The organism is Collinsella aerofaciens ATCC 25986 (genome assembly GCF_010509075.1).
GTDB lineage: Bacteria > Actinomycetota > Coriobacteriia > Coriobacteriales > Coriobacteriaceae > Collinsella > Collinsella aerofaciens.
The window spans coordinates 322,664-341,326 of sequence record NZ_CP048433.1 but is presented as its reverse complement, the minus strand read 5'-3'; the positions used below and the strand labels follow the sequence as shown (position 1 = coordinate 341,326).

The 18,663-nt window shown below is 60.9% G+C and carries 16 protein-coding genes and 1 pseudogene; 3 read left to right on the top strand and 14 right to left on the bottom strand.

Going from position 1 to position 18,663, the window contains the following annotated elements:
* Nucleotides 1–19: 19 nt before the first annotated feature.
* From selD to GXM19_RS01600, 9 genes are all read right to left on the bottom strand, one after another.
* Complete coding sequence (gene selD / locus GXM19_RS01640; RefSeq protein WP_082222891.1) at nt 20–1,069, bottom strand: selenide, water dikinase SelD; 1,050 nt, start codon at nt 1,067–1,069, stop codon at nt 20–22.
* A gap of 70 nt (nt 1,070–1,139) precedes the next feature.
* Nucleotides 1,140–1,904, bottom strand: coding sequence for an acyl-CoA dehydratase activase (locus GXM19_RS01635; RefSeq protein WP_006234127.1), 765 nt, complete (start codon nt 1,902–1,904; stop codon nt 1,140–1,142).
* A gap of 155 nt (nt 1,905–2,059) precedes the next feature.
* The gene (locus GXM19_RS01630) at nt 2,060–3,223 is read right to left on the bottom strand and encodes a double-cubane-cluster-containing anaerobic reductase (RefSeq protein ID WP_006234128.1); all 1,164 of its coding nucleotides are present in this window, start codon (nt 3,221–3,223) and stop codon (nt 2,060–2,062) included.
* A gap of 154 nt (nt 3,224–3,377) precedes the next feature.
* Entirely contained in the window at nt 3,378–4,661 is a 1,284-nt protein-coding gene (locus GXM19_RS01625; protein ID WP_006234129.1) for a double-cubane-cluster-containing anaerobic reductase, read from the bottom strand.
* A 429-nt stretch (nt 4,662–5,090) separates the two neighbouring features.
* Nucleotides 5,091–6,161, bottom strand: coding sequence for a sulfate/molybdate ABC transporter ATP-binding protein (locus tag GXM19_RS01620; protein ID WP_006234130.1), 1,071 nt, complete (start codon nt 6,159–6,161; stop codon nt 5,091–5,093).
* A gap of 3 nt (nt 6,162–6,164) precedes the next feature.
* Nucleotides 6,165–7,607: a molybdate ABC transporter permease subunit gene (gene modB, locus GXM19_RS01615; RefSeq protein ID WP_239057630.1), complete on the bottom strand. Its 1,443-nt coding sequence runs from the start codon at nt 7,605–7,607 to the stop codon at nt 6,165–6,167.
* 68 nt (nt 7,608–7,675) lie between these two features.
* On the bottom strand, nt 7,676–8,551 hold the full coding sequence (modA, locus tag GXM19_RS01610) for a molybdate ABC transporter substrate-binding protein (protein WP_006234133.1): 876 nt from the start codon (nt 8,549–8,551) through the stop codon (nt 7,676–7,678).
* A 203-nt stretch (nt 8,552–8,754) separates the two neighbouring features.
* Nucleotides 8,755–9,234, bottom strand: coding sequence for a MogA/MoaB family molybdenum cofactor biosynthesis protein (locus GXM19_RS01605; RefSeq protein WP_006234134.1), 480 nt, complete (start codon nt 9,232–9,234; stop codon nt 8,755–8,757).
* 10 nt (nt 9,235–9,244) lie between these two features.
* On the bottom strand, nt 9,245–10,507 hold the full coding sequence (locus GXM19_RS01600) for a molybdopterin molybdotransferase MoeA (RefSeq protein ID WP_006234135.1): 1,263 nt from the start codon (nt 10,505–10,507) through the stop codon (nt 9,245–9,247).
* 210 nt (nt 10,508–10,717) lie between these two features.
* On the opposite strand from GXM19_RS01600, the gene GXM19_RS01595 reads away from it, so the two are divergent.
* Nucleotides 10,718–12,139 (top strand): chloride channel protein, encoded by a 1,422-nt coding sequence (locus GXM19_RS01595; protein ID WP_006234136.1) that lies wholly within the window; start codon nt 10,718–10,720, stop codon nt 12,137–12,139.
* Nucleotides 12,140–12,226: 87 nt separating this feature from the next.
* A complete protein-coding gene (locus tag GXM19_RS01590) occupies nt 12,227–13,189 on the top strand; it encodes a diacylglycerol/lipid kinase family protein (protein WP_006234137.1) in 963 nt (320 codons plus the stop codon).
* Between the two features lie 32 nt (nt 13,190–13,221).
* Here the strand turns inward: GXM19_RS01590 and GXM19_RS01585 are convergent.
* The 4 genes and pseudogenes from GXM19_RS01585 to GXM19_RS01570 form a co-directional block, all read right to left on the bottom strand.
* Nucleotides 13,222–13,533: pseudogene (locus GXM19_RS01585) on the bottom strand (peptide chain release factor-like protein); the annotation flags it as partial.
* A gap of 152 nt (nt 13,534–13,685) precedes the next feature.
* The gene (locus GXM19_RS01580) at nt 13,686–14,264 is read right to left on the bottom strand and encodes a xanthine phosphoribosyltransferase (RefSeq protein ID WP_006234139.1); all 579 of its coding nucleotides are present in this window, start codon (nt 14,262–14,264) and stop codon (nt 13,686–13,688) included.
* Between the two features lie 159 nt (nt 14,265–14,423).
* Nucleotides 14,424–15,728 carry an MFS transporter gene (locus GXM19_RS01575; protein WP_006234140.1) on the bottom strand — a complete coding sequence of 435 codons (1,305 nt, stop codon included), beginning with the start codon at nt 15,726–15,728 and terminating at the stop codon, nt 14,424–14,426.
* A 140-nt stretch (nt 15,729–15,868) separates the two neighbouring features.
* The gene (locus GXM19_RS01570) at nt 15,869–17,152 is read right to left on the bottom strand and encodes an O-acetylhomoserine aminocarboxypropyltransferase/cysteine synthase family protein (protein WP_006234141.1); all 1,284 of its coding nucleotides are present in this window, start codon (nt 17,150–17,152) and stop codon (nt 15,869–15,871) included.
* A 231-nt stretch (nt 17,153–17,383) separates the two neighbouring features.
* Between GXM19_RS01570 and GXM19_RS01565 the strand changes: the two genes are divergently transcribed.
* Nucleotides 17,384–17,830, top strand: coding sequence for a C-GCAxxG-C-C family protein (locus GXM19_RS01565; protein WP_115596185.1), 447 nt, complete (start codon nt 17,384–17,386; stop codon nt 17,828–17,830).
* 68 nt (nt 17,831–17,898) lie between these two features.
* On the opposite strand, the gene GXM19_RS01560 is transcribed toward GXM19_RS01565, so the two are convergent.
* The gene (locus tag GXM19_RS01560; RefSeq protein WP_172544918.1) at nt 17,899–18,537 is read right to left on the bottom strand and encodes a YigZ family protein; all 639 of its coding nucleotides are present in this window, start codon (nt 18,535–18,537) and stop codon (nt 17,899–17,901) included.
* Nucleotides 18,538–18,663 lie beyond the last annotated feature (126 nt).

Sequence of the window (18,663 nt, the reverse complement as noted above, 5' to 3'; positions counted from 1 at the left end):
AGTTACATAAACGTGCGGGCTAGCGAACAACGCGGACGGCAGGACCGCCCGGCTCCGCCTCGCACACGCGACCAACGACAGCGGCGATGCGCCCCTCGGCATCCAGGCGACGCGCAAGCTCATCCACATCCCTCGCGGGCGCCGCAATAAGCAAACCACCAGACGTCTGCGGATCGTACAGCGCATCCAGCATGCCCGGCTCCAGGTCTTCGTCGGCAGCCACGCGCGGGCCAAAGAAGTCCTGGTTGCGGTAGGAGCCCGCGGGGATAATGCCCAGACGCGCCATGTCGAGCACCTGGTCAAAGAGCGGCACCGCCCCCGACGCAAGCTCAACCTGCACGCCCGAGCCCTCGGCCATCTCGCACGCATGCCCGATCAGACCAAAGCCCGTAATGTCAGTACAGCCGTGAAGCTCGAGTCCCTCGGCCAGACGAATCGGGGCCTCGTTGAGGGTACGCATCGAGTCAAACACGGCTGCGGCCTCGTCCTGCTCGATGAGCTCGCCCTTAATGGCCGTGGTGATGATGCCCGAGCCAACCGCCTTGGTCAGCAGCAACGCATCGCCCACGCGCGCGCCGCTGTTGGCGAGCATACGGTCAAGCGCGACAAACCCGCTCACGGACAGGCCGTACTTGGGCTCGTCGTCGTTGATGGTGTGGCCGCCCGCGATGGAGCAGCCGGCCTCGACGCACTTGTCGGCGCCGCCCGCCAGAATCTGACCGGCAACCTCGATGCCCAGACAACTGGGTATGCAGAGTAGGTTCATGGCATGGCTCGGCCGCCCGCCCATGGCGTAGATGTCCGACAGCGAATTTGCCGCGGCAATCTGGCCAAACAGGAACGGATCGTCGACCATCGGTGGAAAGAAGTCGATGGACTGCACAAGCCCCAGGTTCTCCCCTACGCGGAAGACGCTCGCATCGTCGGAGGTATCGAACCCCACGAGCAAGTTGTCGTTATGCACATTTGGCAAGTCGCCCAGGACCTGGGCGAGGGCTCCAGGAGCCAACTTAGCGGCTCAACCGCTCGCGGCCGTCATAGACGTGAGCTTAATCTGATCGTCAGCCATCGATACCTCCTCTCATCGGTCAATCATTTTCTCCCAGTATACGCATGAATGCGAGCCTGCGGCGGATGCATTAATTGAGCGCCTGTGCGCGAATCGCCGCACCGATCGCTCCGGCAAAGCGAGCCTGGGGCGAGGTGGTCACCGGCGACCTCAGTAGCTCGCCCAACCGCTCCACCACGAAGGCGTTCTCGCACAGGCCTCCCGTCAGGTAGTACGGGGCGCCCGCGGCCTGCCCGGCCATGGTCGCCACGCGCGAGACCACGCTGTCGATCACGCCACGCGCAATGTTCTCGCGCGGCTCACCGCGGCCGATCAGGCTGATAACCTCGCTTTCGGCAAACACCGTGCACATGCTGCTGATCTTGGTGGGCTCACCGGAACGCGCAAGGTCGGCCATCTGCTGTTGGGAAATACCCAGACGGTCGGCCATGATCTCCAAAAAGCGCCCCGTACCGGCAGCGCACTTGTCGTTCATGGCGAACTTGGCCACGCGGCCACTTTTAAGCTGAATGACCTTGGTGTCCTGGCCGCCCACGTCAATCACCGTGCCGTGATCGCCAAACAGGCGCACGGCACCGGTGCCGTGGCAGGTGATCTCGGTCACGACCTTGTGCGCATAGAGCACGGCAACACGGCCGTAGCCAGTCGCGACCACGCGCACGTCGTCGGCAGCCACGTCATAACCCGCCGCTGCCAGTGCCTCGCGCAGCCGCTCGGAAGCATCGACCGAGGAGAACCCGGTTGGCTGCACGCACGTCCACGCCACCGAACCCCCTCCATCGACCACAGCAGCCTTAGCCGCCGTAGACCCGATATCGATCCCGATCCCTATCATGGCTCTCTCCCAATCTAAACATCAAAGGTAGCGGCGCGTTCAGGCGCCTTAGCTCTAGGTTTCTCAGGTGCCGGAGATTGCCCCGAAAGAGGAGCGCAGCGTACATTGGGTACGCAAGCGACGGTTTGAGGAGCAAGATCCGGTGCCTGAGGAAGCTAGAGGGTTTCGATGAAGGCGGCGATGCGGGTCTCGATCTGGCCCATGTCACCGTTGCTGTAGTCGGTCTCGATCTTCATATACGGAATACCCGCACCCTCGACAGCCTCCTGCATGCGCGCACTCTCCACGTTAAAGGTGTGGCACGCCTGGAGCACGCTCTCCACTACGCCATCGACGTGATACTTCTCGCACATGGCCAGCGTGTTTTCCATACGACCGTCGTTGGGCGTCATGACCGAGCAGTTGATATCCAGGTAACGGTCGGCGATGGCGCGAAGGATGTCGGGAGCCTCCGGGTCGATCATCATGGCCGCCGTGCGCTCGCCCGAGCAGTCGTCCATGCACACGACCACACCACCGTTGGACTCGATGGTGCGACCGATCTTGTTGATCACGCCGCCCACCGGGCAGCCGGTGATCAGAATGCGCTTGGCATCCGCCGCAACCGGGCGCTCGCTCGCGTCGTAGGCCTCGCGCAGCTTGACAACCTTTTGCTCCAGCTGCTGCGTATAGGCCTCGATATCAAAGCTAAACGTACCGGCAAACATGGTGCTCATCAGGTCGACGCCGCTCATGGCCGCCGGCTGGTTGGCCTGCAGCGCAAACATCTCGAGCTGGGCCGCACGCAAGCGGTTGCGACGACGGACGGCAGCGCGCAGATCATCGTCGGTAATCGCGATGCCGTAGAAGTTCTCGAGCTCCTCCTTGAGCAGGCGGCACTCCTCGTACCAGCCCTCACGCTCGTAGGCGCGATCGCGACCCTGCGGAAGATGCAGAATGTGCGTGCGCTTGAGTTCGTTGAGCAGCTCGTACATCTTCTTCTTGCCGTCGCAGGTGGTCTCGCCGATGATCATGTCGCTAAAGTACGTAAACGGGCACTTTTGCGAATAGGCAAAACCGTACGTCGACTTGATGAGCGGGCAGAGGTTTGCCGGCAGCACCTTCTCGGCCTCAGGAATCACCTCGTCAGACGTACCACACAGAGCGACACTTGCGGCCCCCGCAGCATCGATAATCTCGAGCGGCGTATAGCTGCACAAAAAGCCGACCAGGCGATTACCCGCCTGCTTATAATCCTTGACGCGAATAAACGCCGCCTTGCGTTGCTCGTTGAACTCCTCAAACGTGGACGGCAACGGCTGCTCAATATTTTCCGACATATAACTCCTTAACAAACCTTTTAACCAACCAAGGAAACGGCTTTCCCAGGTGCCCGAGGTTGCCGTGAAAGAGGAGCGCCGCGTACTTTGGTATGCAAGCGATGGTTTGAACGGCAAGATCGGGTGCTTGGGGAAGCCGCTGGACCGGATAGCCCTAAATGGTTTCCAAGAAAGCCTCAATCCTGGTTTGCAGTTGGCCTGCATCCTCGCCGGCGTAGTCGGTCGTGATGTGCATAAACGGGATGCCGGCCTCTTCGGCGGCCTTCTCCACGGCAAACGACTCCATCTCGTAGAGCGTGCAGAACTGCAAGGCCACGTCGACGATGCCGTCGGCATGCAGGTCCTTGGCCATCTGGACAATGTCCTTCATACGCTGGTGGTTGGGCGTAAAGACGGCGCAGTTGATCTTAAAGTAGCGCTCGGCGATGGCGTCGAGCATCTCGTCAACCGTCTCACCGGACTCGTCGACCAGGTCCTTGTAGTAGCGCGAGCCCGTGCAGGACTCCTCGCCCACCACGACGCCGCCGGCCTTCTCGATGAGGTTGAACAGCTTCCAGTTGGGCACGGCCATGGGCGTACCGGTGTACAGGATGCGCTTGGTGCCCTTGGGCGCCACACCCTCGCCGGCCTCAACGCGCTGCTCGCACTCAGCCGCCATTTCGTTGATGGCGCCGGTCAGACGCGGCGTGTCATCCATAAAGGCGGCCTGAACGGTCAGCAGGCTGTCGAGACCGCTGATGGGCGCCGGATCGGCAGCGCGGGTCGCAGCCAGACGCTGCAGGGCGCGACGCTTCCCGTTGACGGCGTGGATGGCAGCCTTCAGGCGCTCAGGCGTAATCGTGACGCCGCACTCTTCCTCGATCTTGGCGGCAAGCTTTTTAACCTCGGCCTTCCAGGTCACGAGCGTCGACTCGTCGTGCACGTTGGGAATATCCATGACGTACATGTTCTTTTGCGTGGCAAAGAACTCGTAGGCCTTCTTCTTGCCATCGCAGGTGTTCTCGCCTACCACCAGGTCACTCGACTCAATGTAGGGGCAGACCTCGCCCAGCTTAAAGCCGGCAAAGCTCTTGATAAGCGGACAGGTGTTGCGCGGCAGGTGCTCCTCGACCTTATCGGTTGCCCAATCGGCACCCGAGCACAGGCCAACAGGAATGCCGTCGCAGGCGAGCACAATCTCCTCGGGCACGTAGACGCAGAACGAACCGACGATTTTGGTAGCCTCGCCGGCCTCCTTCTTGTCGAGCATCTCCTTAATGCGACCGCTATGGATGTTGGTGGCCACAAAGTCCAGGTAGGACGTGGACTTGGGGCGATTGTTCTGCGTCAGGAACATATCGCCGTACATCTGGCCCACGGCGCCCAGCAGCATATCGTGGTCGGCAAGATTCATGCCGAGGCTCTCCCACATCGGATGGAAATCAAATTCTTCAGCCATGACGGTTCCCCTCTCGAACCAAATACGGATAGCTACGGTATTGCTGCACGACGGACGGCGATTGCCCGGCCGTGCTCAAACCCGGAATTTTAGGGAACCTGCTTTGCGGTCGATTATTTAGTTGTGCGTCGTCTCTCCCGGAGCCGTGAACATACCTGCTCATATGCGACTCCGAGCCATATACAGGGCGCGCGCGGCAACGCGGCGAATGTATGTCGTCTGCGGCATGTGCGCACCCTCCTTAACCAGTCAAGGTCCACTATATCAGCGGTCATCGTCCAGACGAACACCGTTGACATTCGTACGACAGCCTCGCGTGCCGTCGTTTAATAAATAATTATCTTGATTGATAAGAGTCTGTCATCCCTCATTCGGCAAGCGGCAAGACAAAGCCGCCGAGGCTTATATCCCCGACAGCATTACCCGGCGCTATCGACAAACCAGGTGGATCCTACTCGCATCGAAGTGCATGCGCAGCGTCTCGCCTGCTTGCGGCAGCCCGTCGGCAGCAACGTTCACTTTGTTGACCTTCCACTGCAGACGCGTGGGCGCATCAGCGCGCGGCACGTCCAGCAATACCAGCCGCTCAAAGCGCGAATCGCTCACACGGGCCACGTGCAAATCATAGCTGTTGCGCCCCCGCTCAGCGCGATTGTCAACATGGAAGTAGCTTGCGCGAATGCCCAGGAACGCCACAGTATCGGGAACCTCACGACCCACGTTAAAGCTCATGCCCCAGTCGAGAGCCTCGACTTCCTCGTCGCCGACCTTGCGCGCCCGGCTTGTGTTCTTGCACCCCGTCAGGCGCAGTGCCGCCAGCGTCTGCGGACGGCGGACCACGTCCTCGACGGAGCCGATCTCCTCAACATGCCCATCGTGCATCACGCAGATACGCTGGCACAGGCGACATGCCTCGTCGATATCGTGGCTCACGTAGAGCACGGTGCGGTTGCACACATCGAACAGGTCGAGCATGTTCTGTTCGAGGGCGCTCTTAAGATAGGAATCGAGTGCGCTCATGGGCTCGTCGAACATAAAGATGCCCGGATGCGCCGCCACCATGCGCGCAAGCGCCACACGTTGCTGCTGACCGCCCGAAAGTCGTGCGGGATAGCGGTCGGCAAAATCGGCTAGACCGAAAATGCTCAGATAGCGCTCGGCGAGCTTTTTGCGCGCGGCGGCATCGCCCGCGCCCTTTACACCGGCACATACGTTATCGGCCACCGTCATGTTGGGAAACAGCTGATAGTTTTGGAACAGCAGGGCGCATTTGCGCGCCTGGGGCGACAGGTTGATGCCCGCCGCCGAGTCAAAAAAGGTCACGCCGTTGACGACGATCTTGCCCTCGTCAGGCGTCTCCACACCGGCAATGCAGCGCAGTGTGCAGCTCTTGCCGCAACCCGAGGCGCCCAGCAGCGCCACGCGCTCCTCGCCGGCCTCGAGCTGCATGTCGAGCATAAACCCGGGATAGCGCTTTTTGATATCCAAAACGAGCGACATAGCTTATCGACCTCCCTGCGGCGCCGCATCATCGCGCATGAGCTCGGCCAGTGCCTCGCGATCAATACGCAAGGCATCGCCGCCCGCCGGGTCGAGCGAATCGCCCTGTCCGGCGAGATCTTTGGCCTGTTTGCGCTCCGCGCGGGAAAGGCCCCGCTCGCGATACTTTTGCGAATGCGCGGTGTACATGTTGATGAACAGAATGACCAGGAAACTGAACACGATCACGACGGCGACCCAAAAGAGGGCCACCGATGTGTTGCCGCCCATCCACTCAAAGTAGATGGCGATGGGGATGGTCTGCGTAATACCGGCGTAGTTGCCCGCAAAGAACAGCGTGCAGCCAAACTCGCCCATCGCGCGGGCAAAGGCGAGCACCGTGCCGGCGGCGATGGAGGGCCAGCCGAGCGGCATCATGAGCTTGGCAAAGATGCGACGTTCGGACCATCCCAAGGTTCGCGCGGCGTCGAGCATCTGCGTATCGAGGCTCTCGAAGGCACCGAGCGCCGTACGGTAGACCAGGGGGAACGACACCACCACAGCAGATATCACCGCCGCGGGCCACGTAAAGACGATCGAGACGCCGTGCGCGATAAGCCACTGGCCCACCCCGGTCGAGCGGCCAAACAGCATAAGCAGCAAAAAGCCGCACACCGTAGGCGGCAGCACCATAGGAATCGTAAAGACCGAATCGAGCAGGCCCTTGATGCGGCTCGTAGTACCCATGGTCTTCCATGCGGCAAACAGGCCCAGTGCAAAGGCAATCACCAGGGCAAGGCCGCTCGATTTTATGGACACCCAAAACGGGCGATAGTCGATGTCGCCCAATAAGGAGGCCAGAGAGGTCAAGGGCCCCTGCTCATCCCGCAACACGACAGACGATGCTTCTACCATTTGAGCGCTATCAAGCCAACGCGCGCCGCCCTTGGCATCACCCGAGGCTGATGCAATCACCACATAGCGGTCCCCATCCGCACCGCGCTCGTCAAAGCCATAGGTATAACCGCCGGCATCAAACGTTGTTTCCGCCGTGACATACCAAGGAAGATCCACGTCCCCTAGCTGCGCACCACCCATGCAGTTTGCGCTGTCGAGCTTACAGACGAGGGCCTTGAGACCCGATACGCACTCGTTGTCCTGCGGATCCAATCCATACTTCTCGACCGCCTTAGGCGATATCCACACCACAACGCGATCGGCAGCAGGCGCCACTACAAGGTCCACGTCCTCGTCAACAGGAAACCGGTAGCCCTCAGGCTGACCCTCCATGGCACGAGCAGTCCCCTTGGCCAACCGCTCAAAACCCTCGATCCCATAGGAAAGCCCATGAGCGGTCGCAGCAATCTGGGCCCCGTCCTCAGCGTCCCCAGCAAACGCAAATCCCGGCACCCAGCAAAGCGCGAAGGTCAAAGCACAGGCGACAAGCATGCGGAATCTATTAAGCACGAAAAGCTCCAAGCGAATACAAGGACGGAGTGAAACACAAAACGATGGAATTATCGCGCCAAGCCGCACTACTCGGAAAGCTCAAAGCCGTATTTGGCCCAAATCTTCTGGGCCTTCTTGTTGGTCAGGCAAAAGTCGATAAACGCCTTGGCCTCGTCGGCGTGCTCGGAGCTATCGGCCACTGCGCCCGGGTACACGATGGGCTTGTGCGAGTCCTCGGGGCACACGAAGGCCTCCTCGATGCCGTCATAGCGGAAGATGTCGGAACTGTAGACAAAGCCAGCCACGCAGTCGCCCGTAGAAACGTAGGCGGCAGCGGTGCCGACCTTGTCGGCCAGGGCCACCTTGTCGACAAGCTCGGGTGCATACTCGCCGTCGTCGCCCTCGGTGCCGGTATAGAGGCCTACGGAAGCCAGCGCCTGGTTGGCGTACTTGCCGGCGGGAACGGTCTTGGCGTCGCCGATGGCGATCTTGCCGTCCAGGTTCGCGACGTCCGCGATGGCCTCAACCTTGGTGTCGGAGCCCTCGGCACGAACGATCACAAGGTCGTTGACGAACATGTCCTCACGTGTGTCGACGTCGACGAGCTCGGCGACCTCGGCATCGTCCATGGTGCCCTTGGAGGCCGTGATGAGCACGTCGACGGCGGCACCGGCGCGCATCTGCTCGACCAAATCGCCGGAAGCCTTAAACTGCGTATCGGCAAACGTGGTGCCAGTCTGGTCGGTGTAGAGCTCCTGAACCTCGGGTAGGGCCTTCTCGAGTGAGTTGGCGGCGAAAATCTGTAGCTCGACGGTTTCCTTCTTGGAAGAGGCCTTGGCGGAGCCGGCATCGGAACCAGCGGGCTCGGACGTCTTGTTGCCCGAGCAGCCGGCAAGGCCAAGGCCGGCGGCAGCGGCAGCAGAAAGCGAGACAAAACCGCGGCGTGAAACCATATCGAACATATTCAACCCTTTCGAACGCTATGCCCGGGCACCCCGCCGCAGGCTTTATTCTGTTACTAGATTATACTTCCGCGCGAATAATGATAGTGAGAAATTATTCTCGCTAGAGAATATAGATTCGAGTTGCCGTGCATCTCGGTGCCGCTTCGGCGGAAAACAAAGGCGGAGCAGCCGTTCAGGTCGCCCCGCCGCAGGTAAACCGCTTAGTTGGTATGTCCGCCGCCCGCTGTCATCTGAGCCGCATGCTCCAGCTGGTCTGCTATGGCCTCCCAGCTTTCGCGGGCGGCCTTCGTAGAACCGGGAAAGTTTACGACAAGCGTATGACCTCGTTGCATGCAAATAGCGCGCGAGAGCATAGCGCGGCGCGTCTTGGTCATGGAGTACGCACGGATTGCCTCTGCAATACCCGGCACATCGCGGTCGCAGACGGCACGCGTCGCCTCGGGCGTTACATCTCGCATCGAAAGCCCTGTGCCGCCGCAGGTGAGTACGACATTGGCGTGGCACTCATCGGCAGCTTCCACAATGGCATCACCGATCTCGCTGGCGTCGTCGCGCACGACCACATGTGAGACGACCGTCCAGCCCTGCGCCTCGATAAGTTCCTCGAGTGCGGCTCCAGCCTCGTCCTGAGCAAGATCGCGCGTATCCGAGCACGTCACGATCGAAATCTTCAACTCCATAGTCTTCCTCTTACAACACCGTGCCCTCGGGCAGGTCGACACGCACGACATCCACGACGTCGCCCGCCTTGAGCTCGCACGGTCCTTCGTCAATACGCAGCAGGCAGTTGGACCGCTGCATCGTGCCGAGCAGCGCCGAATTCTGCGTCTTGGCCTCGGTCACCAACAGCTCACCGGTCTCGGGGTCGCGCAAAACCGTGGCGCGATCGAAGAAGCGTCGGTCCTGGCGCTTCTTCACGCAGTGCGTCAATATCGCCTGCTGCACGGGACGCGCACCCTCGGCAAAGCCGCGCATCTTGCGGATCGCCGGACGGGCGAGCATCTCAAAGCCCACATACGCAGCAGCGGGATTGCCCGAAAGCCCGAGGTAGGGCTTACCCCCGAGCAAACCAAACGTGATGGCCTTGCCCGGACGCATCGAGATGCGGTCGAACAGCACCTCGCCCTCGCGCCGGACGAGCGCCGTCACGTAGTCGTAATCGCCCGCCGAGGCGCCGCCGCTCGTAATGACAAAATCGCACTCTCGCGTGGCGCGATGCACCAGCTCGCCAATCGCCTGCTCATCGTCGGGCGCAATACCGTAGAACACGGGCTCGGCGCCGGCATCGAGCGCCTCGGCCATCAGCGCCGAGGAGTTGGAATCGCGAATCTGACCGCACGCCGGTACCTTACTCGGTGCGACCAGTTCCGTGCCCAGCGAGATGATGCCCACACGTGGGGCAGCGTGCACCTTCACGCTCGCGTATCCGGCGCTTGCCAGCAAGCCGGCGCCCGCCGGAGCCACGACCTCGCCGGCATGCATCACAACATCGCCGGCATGGGCCTCCTCGGCGGCAGAGCGAACGTTCTCCCCTACCTTGGCAGGTGCCGAGAAGCGAACGTGCGAGCCCTCGTTGCCGTCGCCATCGAGTACGTCGACGATCTCGTACTTCACCACGGCATCGGCACCTTCGGGCACCGGCGCGCCCGTCATGATGCGGACGGTCTCGCCCGCGCCGATTGTGCCCTCAAAGACATGGCCCGCGGCCTCGTGTCCGATAACGTCGAGCGTCACCGGCGCCTCGCCAGATGCCTGTGCCAAGTCCGCCGAGCGCACGGCATACCCGTCCATGGCGCTGTTGGCAAACGGCGAGATGTCGATGTCGGCCACCGCGTCCTCGGCCAAGGGAAGACCGGTGGCCTGCCACACGGGAATCTCGACGAGATCGGTCGGAGCAACATGCGACAGGATAATCGACTGTGCGTCCTCCAGCGGAATGAGTTTCTCTGCCATATGCACCTCTTAATGCCACGGCGCACAACACGGGCGCCGATTCTTTATGCTTGTCTCAGTATAATCCCCCGACGCACGACCGCGACTCGGCCTATATCCGCAAATACACCTGTCGGTTGCAGGCCGCGAAACAGAATGGAAACCAACCCACCGGCTCGTCGCGTTTACCGCGTTTTATAATGCTTGCGTTGCAACCTAAAAGAGGAACGTATGGCTCATAACGACAAACCCGAAAGCGCAAACGAAGCGCGGGATCATTCCCAGCCGCTCGACGAAGGCGGTTTTTTCTCCCTGAACGACGTTATCACGGCAGGCAGGCATCAGCTCACCCGCTCCGAGCACCTCTTGGCTGCCGACACGCGCCGCAACGCCCGCAACCTACTCGCGAGCGCCAAGTTGCTCGCACTCGTCATCATTGTCTCGCTCGCCATGGGCGTTGCCGCCTGGGCGTTTTTGGCCTCGCTGAATATCGCGACCGACTATCGCGAGCGCCATGCGTGGATTTACGCGCTGCTTCCCGTTGTGGGCATGGCCACCGCATGGGTGTACAAAAACCACGGTCTTGCCGCCAAGCGCGGCAACAACCTGGTCATCGACTCCGCTCTGGGCACGCGCCTCATCCATATGCGCATGGCCGTCCTCACCTTCGTCTGCTCCACGCTCACGCACCTAACGGGCGGATCGGCCGGTCGCGAGGGAGCCGCGGTGCAGATTGGCGGCACCATCGCCAGCAACATCTCGAGCCTCGCCCACCTCAAAAAGCATGACCACCACGACCTCATGCTCGCCGGCATCTCATCGGCCTTTGGCGCCGTATTCGGTTCGCCCCTTGCCGGAGCTTTCTTTGGCATGGAGATGTGCTTTATCGGCAAGATCGACTACACCGCGGGCATCTACTGCCTGGTCGCCTCGTTTACCGGCTACTTTACATCACTCGCCCTGGGTACCGAGTACGAGGCGAATGTCATCGCCAGCGTTCCCGGCATGACGCCCAAAACGGTCGTCATCGTTGTTATCAGCGCCATCATCTTCGGTCTGACGGCACGCCTCTTTGCCTGGTCGGTTCGAACCGTCAAGAGCCTGTACGGTCGCATTATCACCAATTACCTCGTTCGCGCACTCGTGGGCGCGCTCGTGGTGCTCGCGGCCTACGCGATGCTCGGCGCCTGGAAGTATGCCGGCCTTGCCACCTGGCTCTCAGGCGCCGGGTTCGCCGGCAACACCACCCTGGTGGACGCAGCCATCAAGTTGGTCGTCACAGCGCTGACCCTGGGCGCCGGCTTCCAAGGCGGCGAGGTCACGCCCCTGTTTGGCATCGGTGCGGCGCTCGGCGGCTGGATCGGTTGCCTCGTCGGAATCGACCCCAGCTTTCTGGCGGCGCTGGGCATGCTCGGTGTATTCTGCGCCGGCCTCAACGTGCCCATCACCACCTGCATGATGGCCATCGACCTGTTCCACGGCACGGCCGCCGGGTTCTTTGTCATCGTGGCCTTTATCAGCTACCTAACCGGCGGGCACCGCGGCGTGTACCCCGCCCAGCGCATCATCTCACCCAAGCGCCGTTCGCTTATTGTGGATGAGGGCGGTACGGTAGCGGATGCTATCGAGCGCCACAACGACCTGATAGAGTAGACGTAAGTATTCGCCGTGCAGCCACAATCGGGGGCAATTCGACCTGAGCGCGACCGCACCGTCACGTCATACGCCGGGAGTCGCCACATGCACGCAACTGATTTTGGTCGCACGCTCATCATCGCCAACCCAGCCGCCCAGTCGGGTGCGGCGCATGAAGTTGCCGAGCGCCTGCAGCGCTTTTTGGACATGACTGCACGCGCATCCCAGTTTGACCTGGTGCTAACCGAGCGCATGGGGCACGCCAAGGAGCTGGCCGCCCAGGCTCAGGGCTATCGCACCGTTATCGCCCTTGGCGGCGACGGCGTGATCCACGAGGTCGTCAATGGACTCATGACGCAGGATGAATCGGGCCGTCCTGCCCTTGCCGTCCTACCCGTTGGCTCCGGCAACGATTTTGCCCAAACGCTCGGTATCGAAGATTTCTCCGGTAAGGATTTTGGCGCGCTGCTCACCTGTGAGCTGCAGCGTCAAGACATCGGGCGTATTCGCTCATGGAACCCAGCAAGCGGTAGCGGCGAGGCTACCGTTGAGTACTACGACCAGACGCTTTCGGTCGGCATCGATGCCGCCATCGGCCTTGGCACCACCGAGCTGCGCAAAAAGACCGGCTTGACGGGCGCGCCGCTCTACACTCTCTCGGGACTTGAGCAGTTTGGCCTACGCTATCGCAACTACCCCATGTCAGTCAGCTTTGACGGGGCGCCCGCCGAACGCGTGAGGGCGATCATCATGGCGATTCAGCTGGGTCCTACGTATGGCTCGGGCTATCGCATCTGCCCCGATGCCGACCCCTGTGACGACACACTCGACGTCTGCTACGCCTGCGGCCCCGTCCCTCGCGCGGTTGCCCTGCCTATGTTCCTTTCGGCCAAGGACGGCCACCATACCAAGTTGCCGCCGGTTCGCATGCGCCGCTGCCGCCATGTTGAGCTCACCTTTGAGGAGCCCGACTACCCCATCCAGGCCGACGGCGAGCCCGTTGTCGCCTCGCGCATCGAGGTCGACATCCTCGCCGGCGCCCTCCACGTCTGGCGCCCCACCCACTAGCCACCCCTATTTCACCGCAACTTATGAAGAGATCATTCGTCGCTGCCCGGTTTGCGACGGTTGGCCTTTTTAATGGCGTTGAAGTGTTTGTCGTTGAGTCTGCGCTGGCGAGAGCGCTGGGGAACCTTGGTCTTTACGCGTCGGCGCGGTGGACGGCCACGACGCTCAAGCTCTGCCCTCAGCTTACGCAAACAGCAGCTGCGATTCTGAAACTGGCTACGGCTCTCGCGCGCCGTCACGACAATCCCCGTGGGCCCATGCTTCATGCGCACCGCCGAGTCCGTCGTGTTCACACCCTGGCCGCCCGGACCCGTCGCGCGAAACACCTGCACCTCGCAATCGCGCGCCAACTCCTCGACCGACATCTCGGCATAGTGCGCATACTCACGCCATCCCATCTTGTTCTCATCCATATCAACACCTCCCCTCATACAAAAAATGTGACAAAGGGACGGTCCCTTTGTCACATCGCATACCAATCGCTTGTGTTGCGCGCTTAGGCGAAGGTAATCTCGCCGGTCTCGCAGTCCATATCGGCGATACGGGCCAGGCTCTCAACGCGGAAGCCGCGCTCGCGGAGCTTATCGCCACCGCCCTGGAAGCCCTTCTCAACGGCGATGCCAATGCCGGCAACCTCGGCACCCGCAGCCTCGCAGATCTTGATAAGACCCTCGAGCGCGCACCCGTTGGCCAAAAAGTCGTCGATGATCAGGACCTTGTCGCCCTCGGACAGGAAGCGCTTGCCAACGATGACCGGGTACTCCTTCTGCTTGGTAAAGGAGTAGATGGTCGTGGCATACTGCTCGCCGTCAAGGTTGATGGACTGGGCCTTCTTGGCAAAGACCACCGGCACGCCGCCAAAATGCTGGGCTGCAATGCAAGCCATGCCAATGCCCGAAGCCTCGATCGTCAGGATCTTGTTGATCTCGACGCCCTCGAACAGACGGGCCCACTCGGCACCCATGTGGTCGAACAGCTCAACATCGCATTGGTGGTTGAGGAAGGCATCAACCTTAAGGACGTTACCGGCCTTTACGATGCCGTCATGGCGAATACGATCCTCAAGCTCCTGCATGGCGCAACCCCTTCTCGCGGCAAGATACCGCGCGATTAATAAACGTTGTTCGATAGTCTACCACGGACCGACCCTCGCCCGCCCCACAAGCCGCATCGCACCATAAAGCCGCAAGACCAGTAGATAGGCCCGATTCGTGGCAGACAGCCTCCCAACGCATTAATGGCGGGCACGCATCCTCACCAAACGCACCACGGCGAGCGCAAAGCCCACAGCGGCCACAACCATCAACACATAGAACACCGAACGGAAACCAAACAAGAACACATCCGGACGGCCTGCAACAAAACTGGTCACGGCCTCGCCCATCGCCACGCTCATCTGCCCATACAGGATATTCGACGCCACCGTAATGCCGAGTGCCATGCCGGCATAGCGCGCCAAACTGCCCAAGCTGCCCGCAAAACCGAGTGCCTCGCGCGGAGCCGAGCCCATATACAGCGAGTTATTGGGGCTCTGGAAAATCGACGTGCCGCACGACATAAACGCGGCACAGCACACGATCACAGGGATGGAAGAGCACTCGTCGAGCGTGCTTACCGCAAAAAGACCGCACACGTACACGCCCAGGCCGACTGCCGTGGGGCCCTCGCAGCCAACACGGTCCGAAACCGTACCCGAAAGCGGGCCGATAAAGGCATTCACCATCGGCAGCGCCAAAAAGAGTAGTCCCGAGATGTCGGAACCAAAGCCGTGGGCGTCCTGAAAATAGAACGGCAGGATAAACTCGGATGCGCCAATGCCAACGAACACGATGAGCATGCAGACAAGGTTGATGGTGAAGGCCGAATTTGCAAAGCAGCGACGAGCGGCCTCGATCAGGGACATGGAGCGCTCGCCGGCCTCCGGCTTAACATGTGGCAGTGTATAGAGCCCCACGATAAACGAGATGACACCAATGGGCAGGTTGATGAGGAAGATACTCTCCCAGGGAAAGCTTGCCACCAGCATGCCGCCCAGCACGGGGCCACACATCATGCCGAGGGCCACGAAGGTCGCGAGAATACCCATGGCACGGCCTCGTTCGCACGCCGGAAACGACTCGGTGATGATACCCATATTGTTAGCCATGGCCGCCGCGCAACCGACGCCCTGAACAATGCGTGCCAGAATAAGGACCTCGAGCGAGGCCGAAAGGCCGCACAGCAGCGAACCGACCGTAAAGACGATGACGCCCAGCTGGAACACGCCGACCTTGCCGCGCACGTCGCCCAGACGGCCAAACGGCAGCATGGCCACGCACGTCGCAAGCAGATACACCGAGCTCACCAGCTGAATGCGATCGAGGCCCACGCCCAGCTCCTTTTGCATCACGGGCAGCGCCACGGTCACGACGGTCGAATCCAGACATACCATAAACGTCATGATGAGCACGGTAAACAGAATCGCCCATTTGTTCTTGCCATGCGTGTCGCCCTCTAGGGCAATGCGCTCGCGGCGCAGTTGCTCTGCAGTTTTCTCCATATCTATCCTTTCGAGTGGTGCAACGCAAAAACGGGGCCCCAATCGCCTGCGAACAGTCGCGATTGGGGTCCCGCCTACGGAATCGGAACGAAAGGTCGCCGAAGCTTTCTGCCAGCATCGGCACCTTGAACGGAGCTAGCCTAGCACTGCTCGAGCGCCTGCTCAAGGTCGGCAATCAGATCGGCCGTGTCCTCAAGGCCGCACGACAGGCGCACCATGTCGGCGGAGATGCCACAGGCGATGAGCTCCTCATCGTTCATCTGGCGATGCGTGGCGTTAGCGGGATGCAGGCAGCAAGTGCGGGCGTCGGCCACATGCGTGGCAATCTGGGCGAGCTTAAGGCTCTTCATAAAGGTCTCGGCCGCCGCGCGACCACCGTTAAAGCCAAAGCTCACAACGCCGCAGGTACCGTTGGGCATGTACTTCTGAGCGATGTCATAGTACTTATCGCCCTCCAGGCCCGGATAGCTCACAAAGCGTACCTTGGGATGGCTCTGCAGGAACTTGGCAACGGCCAGGCCGTTCTCACAATGACGCGGCATGCGTACATGCAGGCTCTCGAGCGAGCTGTTCAGGAAGAAGGCCGCCTGCGGGTTCTGCATGGGGCCGAGGTCGCGCATGAGCTGCGCGGTGGCCTTAGTAATGAAGGCACCCTCGCGACCGAACTTCTCGGCATACGTCACGCCGTGGTAGCTCTCGTCGGGCGTGGTGAGACCCGGGAACTTATCCGCGTGGGCCATCCAGTCAAACTGGCCGTGGTCAACAATCACACCGCCCAGGTAGGCAGCATGTCCATCCATGTACTTGGTGGTGGAGTGCGTAACGATGTCGGCGCCCCACTCGAAGGGACGGCACATCACGGGCGTCGGGAAGGTGTTGTCGACCATCAGCGGCACGCCGTGGTCATGTGCGGCCTTGGCAAAGCGCTCAATATCGAGCACAGCAAGGGCGGGGTTGGCGATCGTCTCGCCAAAGACGAGCTTGGTATTGGGCTCAAAGGCTGCCTCGAGCTCCTCATCGGTGCAGTCGGGGGCGACGAACGTGCAGGTAACGCCCATGCGGCCCATGGTGTGGGCGAGCAGGTTATAGGTACCGCCGTAAATGGCAGAGCTCGCGACCACATGATCGCCGGCACCGGCCACGTTAAAGATCGCGAGGAAGTTCGCAGCCATGCCCGAGCTCGTGAGCATCGCGGCGGTGCCTCCCTCCATCTCGCAGATCTTGGCGGCAACCAGATCGCACGTGGGGTTCTGCAGGCGGCTGTAGAAGTAGCCCGACTCCTCCAGGTCAAACAGCTTGCCCATGTGCTCGGACGTGTCGTACTTCCACGTGGTGGACTGGTAGATGGGCACCTGGCGCGGCTCGGCATCTCCCGGGTGATAGCCGCCCTGAACACATGTGGTACCGATGGTCTGCTCGCTCATATCTAGCTCCCTTGCCTGGGTTTTAGTTTTATTCGGTTCACGATACCGCTACCCCGCACCCCTCTCAACCCATCCACAAGGTAGGTTAGTGGACAAATTGATCAGGGGTATTTATCTCAAGCCTTGGGCATTTGCTCGATAGATAAAAATGAGGCATACATGAAGCTCTCGATGATTACATGCCCCGTCACGAGTACCATAGGCGGGTACACCGTGACCAAGGAGACAACGATGAAGCAAATCGATACGGCCCAGCTCGACATCACCGCCTGTCAGGCTCAAGCTGCCGAATACCACGCCCGTGGCTTTAACTGCGCCCAGGCCGTCGCCTGCACGCTCGCACCCGCCGTCGGGCTCGACCCCCAAGTCGCCTTTACCCTCACCGAGGGCTTTGGCGCCGGCATGGGCGGCATGACCGAAACCTGCGGCGCCATCTCGGGCGCCGTGGCCATCATGGGCTTTGTAATGAGCGACGGCATGGAAAACCCCAAGACCAAGGGCCAGACCTACAAGCTGTCGCGCGAAATCGCCAAGCGTTTTGGCGAGAAGAACACGACGACCGTCTGCGGCACGCTCAAGGGCATCGGATCGGACAAGGGTCCGCTCCGCAGCTGCCCCGGCTGCATCGACGATGCCGTCGAGATCGCCTGCGATATGCTAAAGCAGCTCGCCGAGTAAACGGCAGCAACAGAAAAACGACGGCCGGCGCGCTTGGGATCCATCCAAAAGTACGCCGGCCGTCGCCGTTAGAACTCGGCAAATTTGGGAGCGCCGACCTCAATCTCCTCGCGCCCCGCCATAAGCTCGCGCATCTTTGCGCAAAACGGCTCCTGCTCCCCCGCTTTAAACACCAAATGAATCGTCACGGTATCCGCGTAATCGGTATCCGAAACCTTGGCACCCGAATCCTGCGCCAAACGAAGCACCTGCTCATACTGCGGATAGGCCACATGCACGTCAACGGGCACGACGCTCGTCATCTCGACGATCTGCCCAGCCTCCCGAGCAGCTGCCACCGCCGCCTGCGTCGCCGCGGTATATGCGCGCACCAAGCCACCAGGACCTAACAGCGTGCCACCAAAATAGCGCGTCACTACGCAGCAAACATTTTTGAGCCCCGCGCCGCGCAGCACCTCGAGCGTCGGCATACCGCTCGTGCGGCTCGGCTCACCATCATCGCTCTGGCGCTCGCGCCCATCGACCAAAATCCACGCGGGAACATTGTGTCGAGCATCGTAATGACGCTTGCGAACCATCTCGATAAAGGCATTCGCCTCATCCTCGGACTCAATATGGACCAGCTGGGCAATAAACCGGCTCTTGCGGTCCACAAACTCGCCCGAAGCCTCAATATTCGATTGCAGAGTAAAATAGCTGTCCAACAAAGCCCCTCAACAACAAGCAAAGCAACAAACAGCCTCAATAATACGGCAAAGACCGTACCGTTAATCCCAGTAAATAGAACGGCAACACCGATGATTCCGTAAACGAAAGCGAGAACCCGTCAGCGC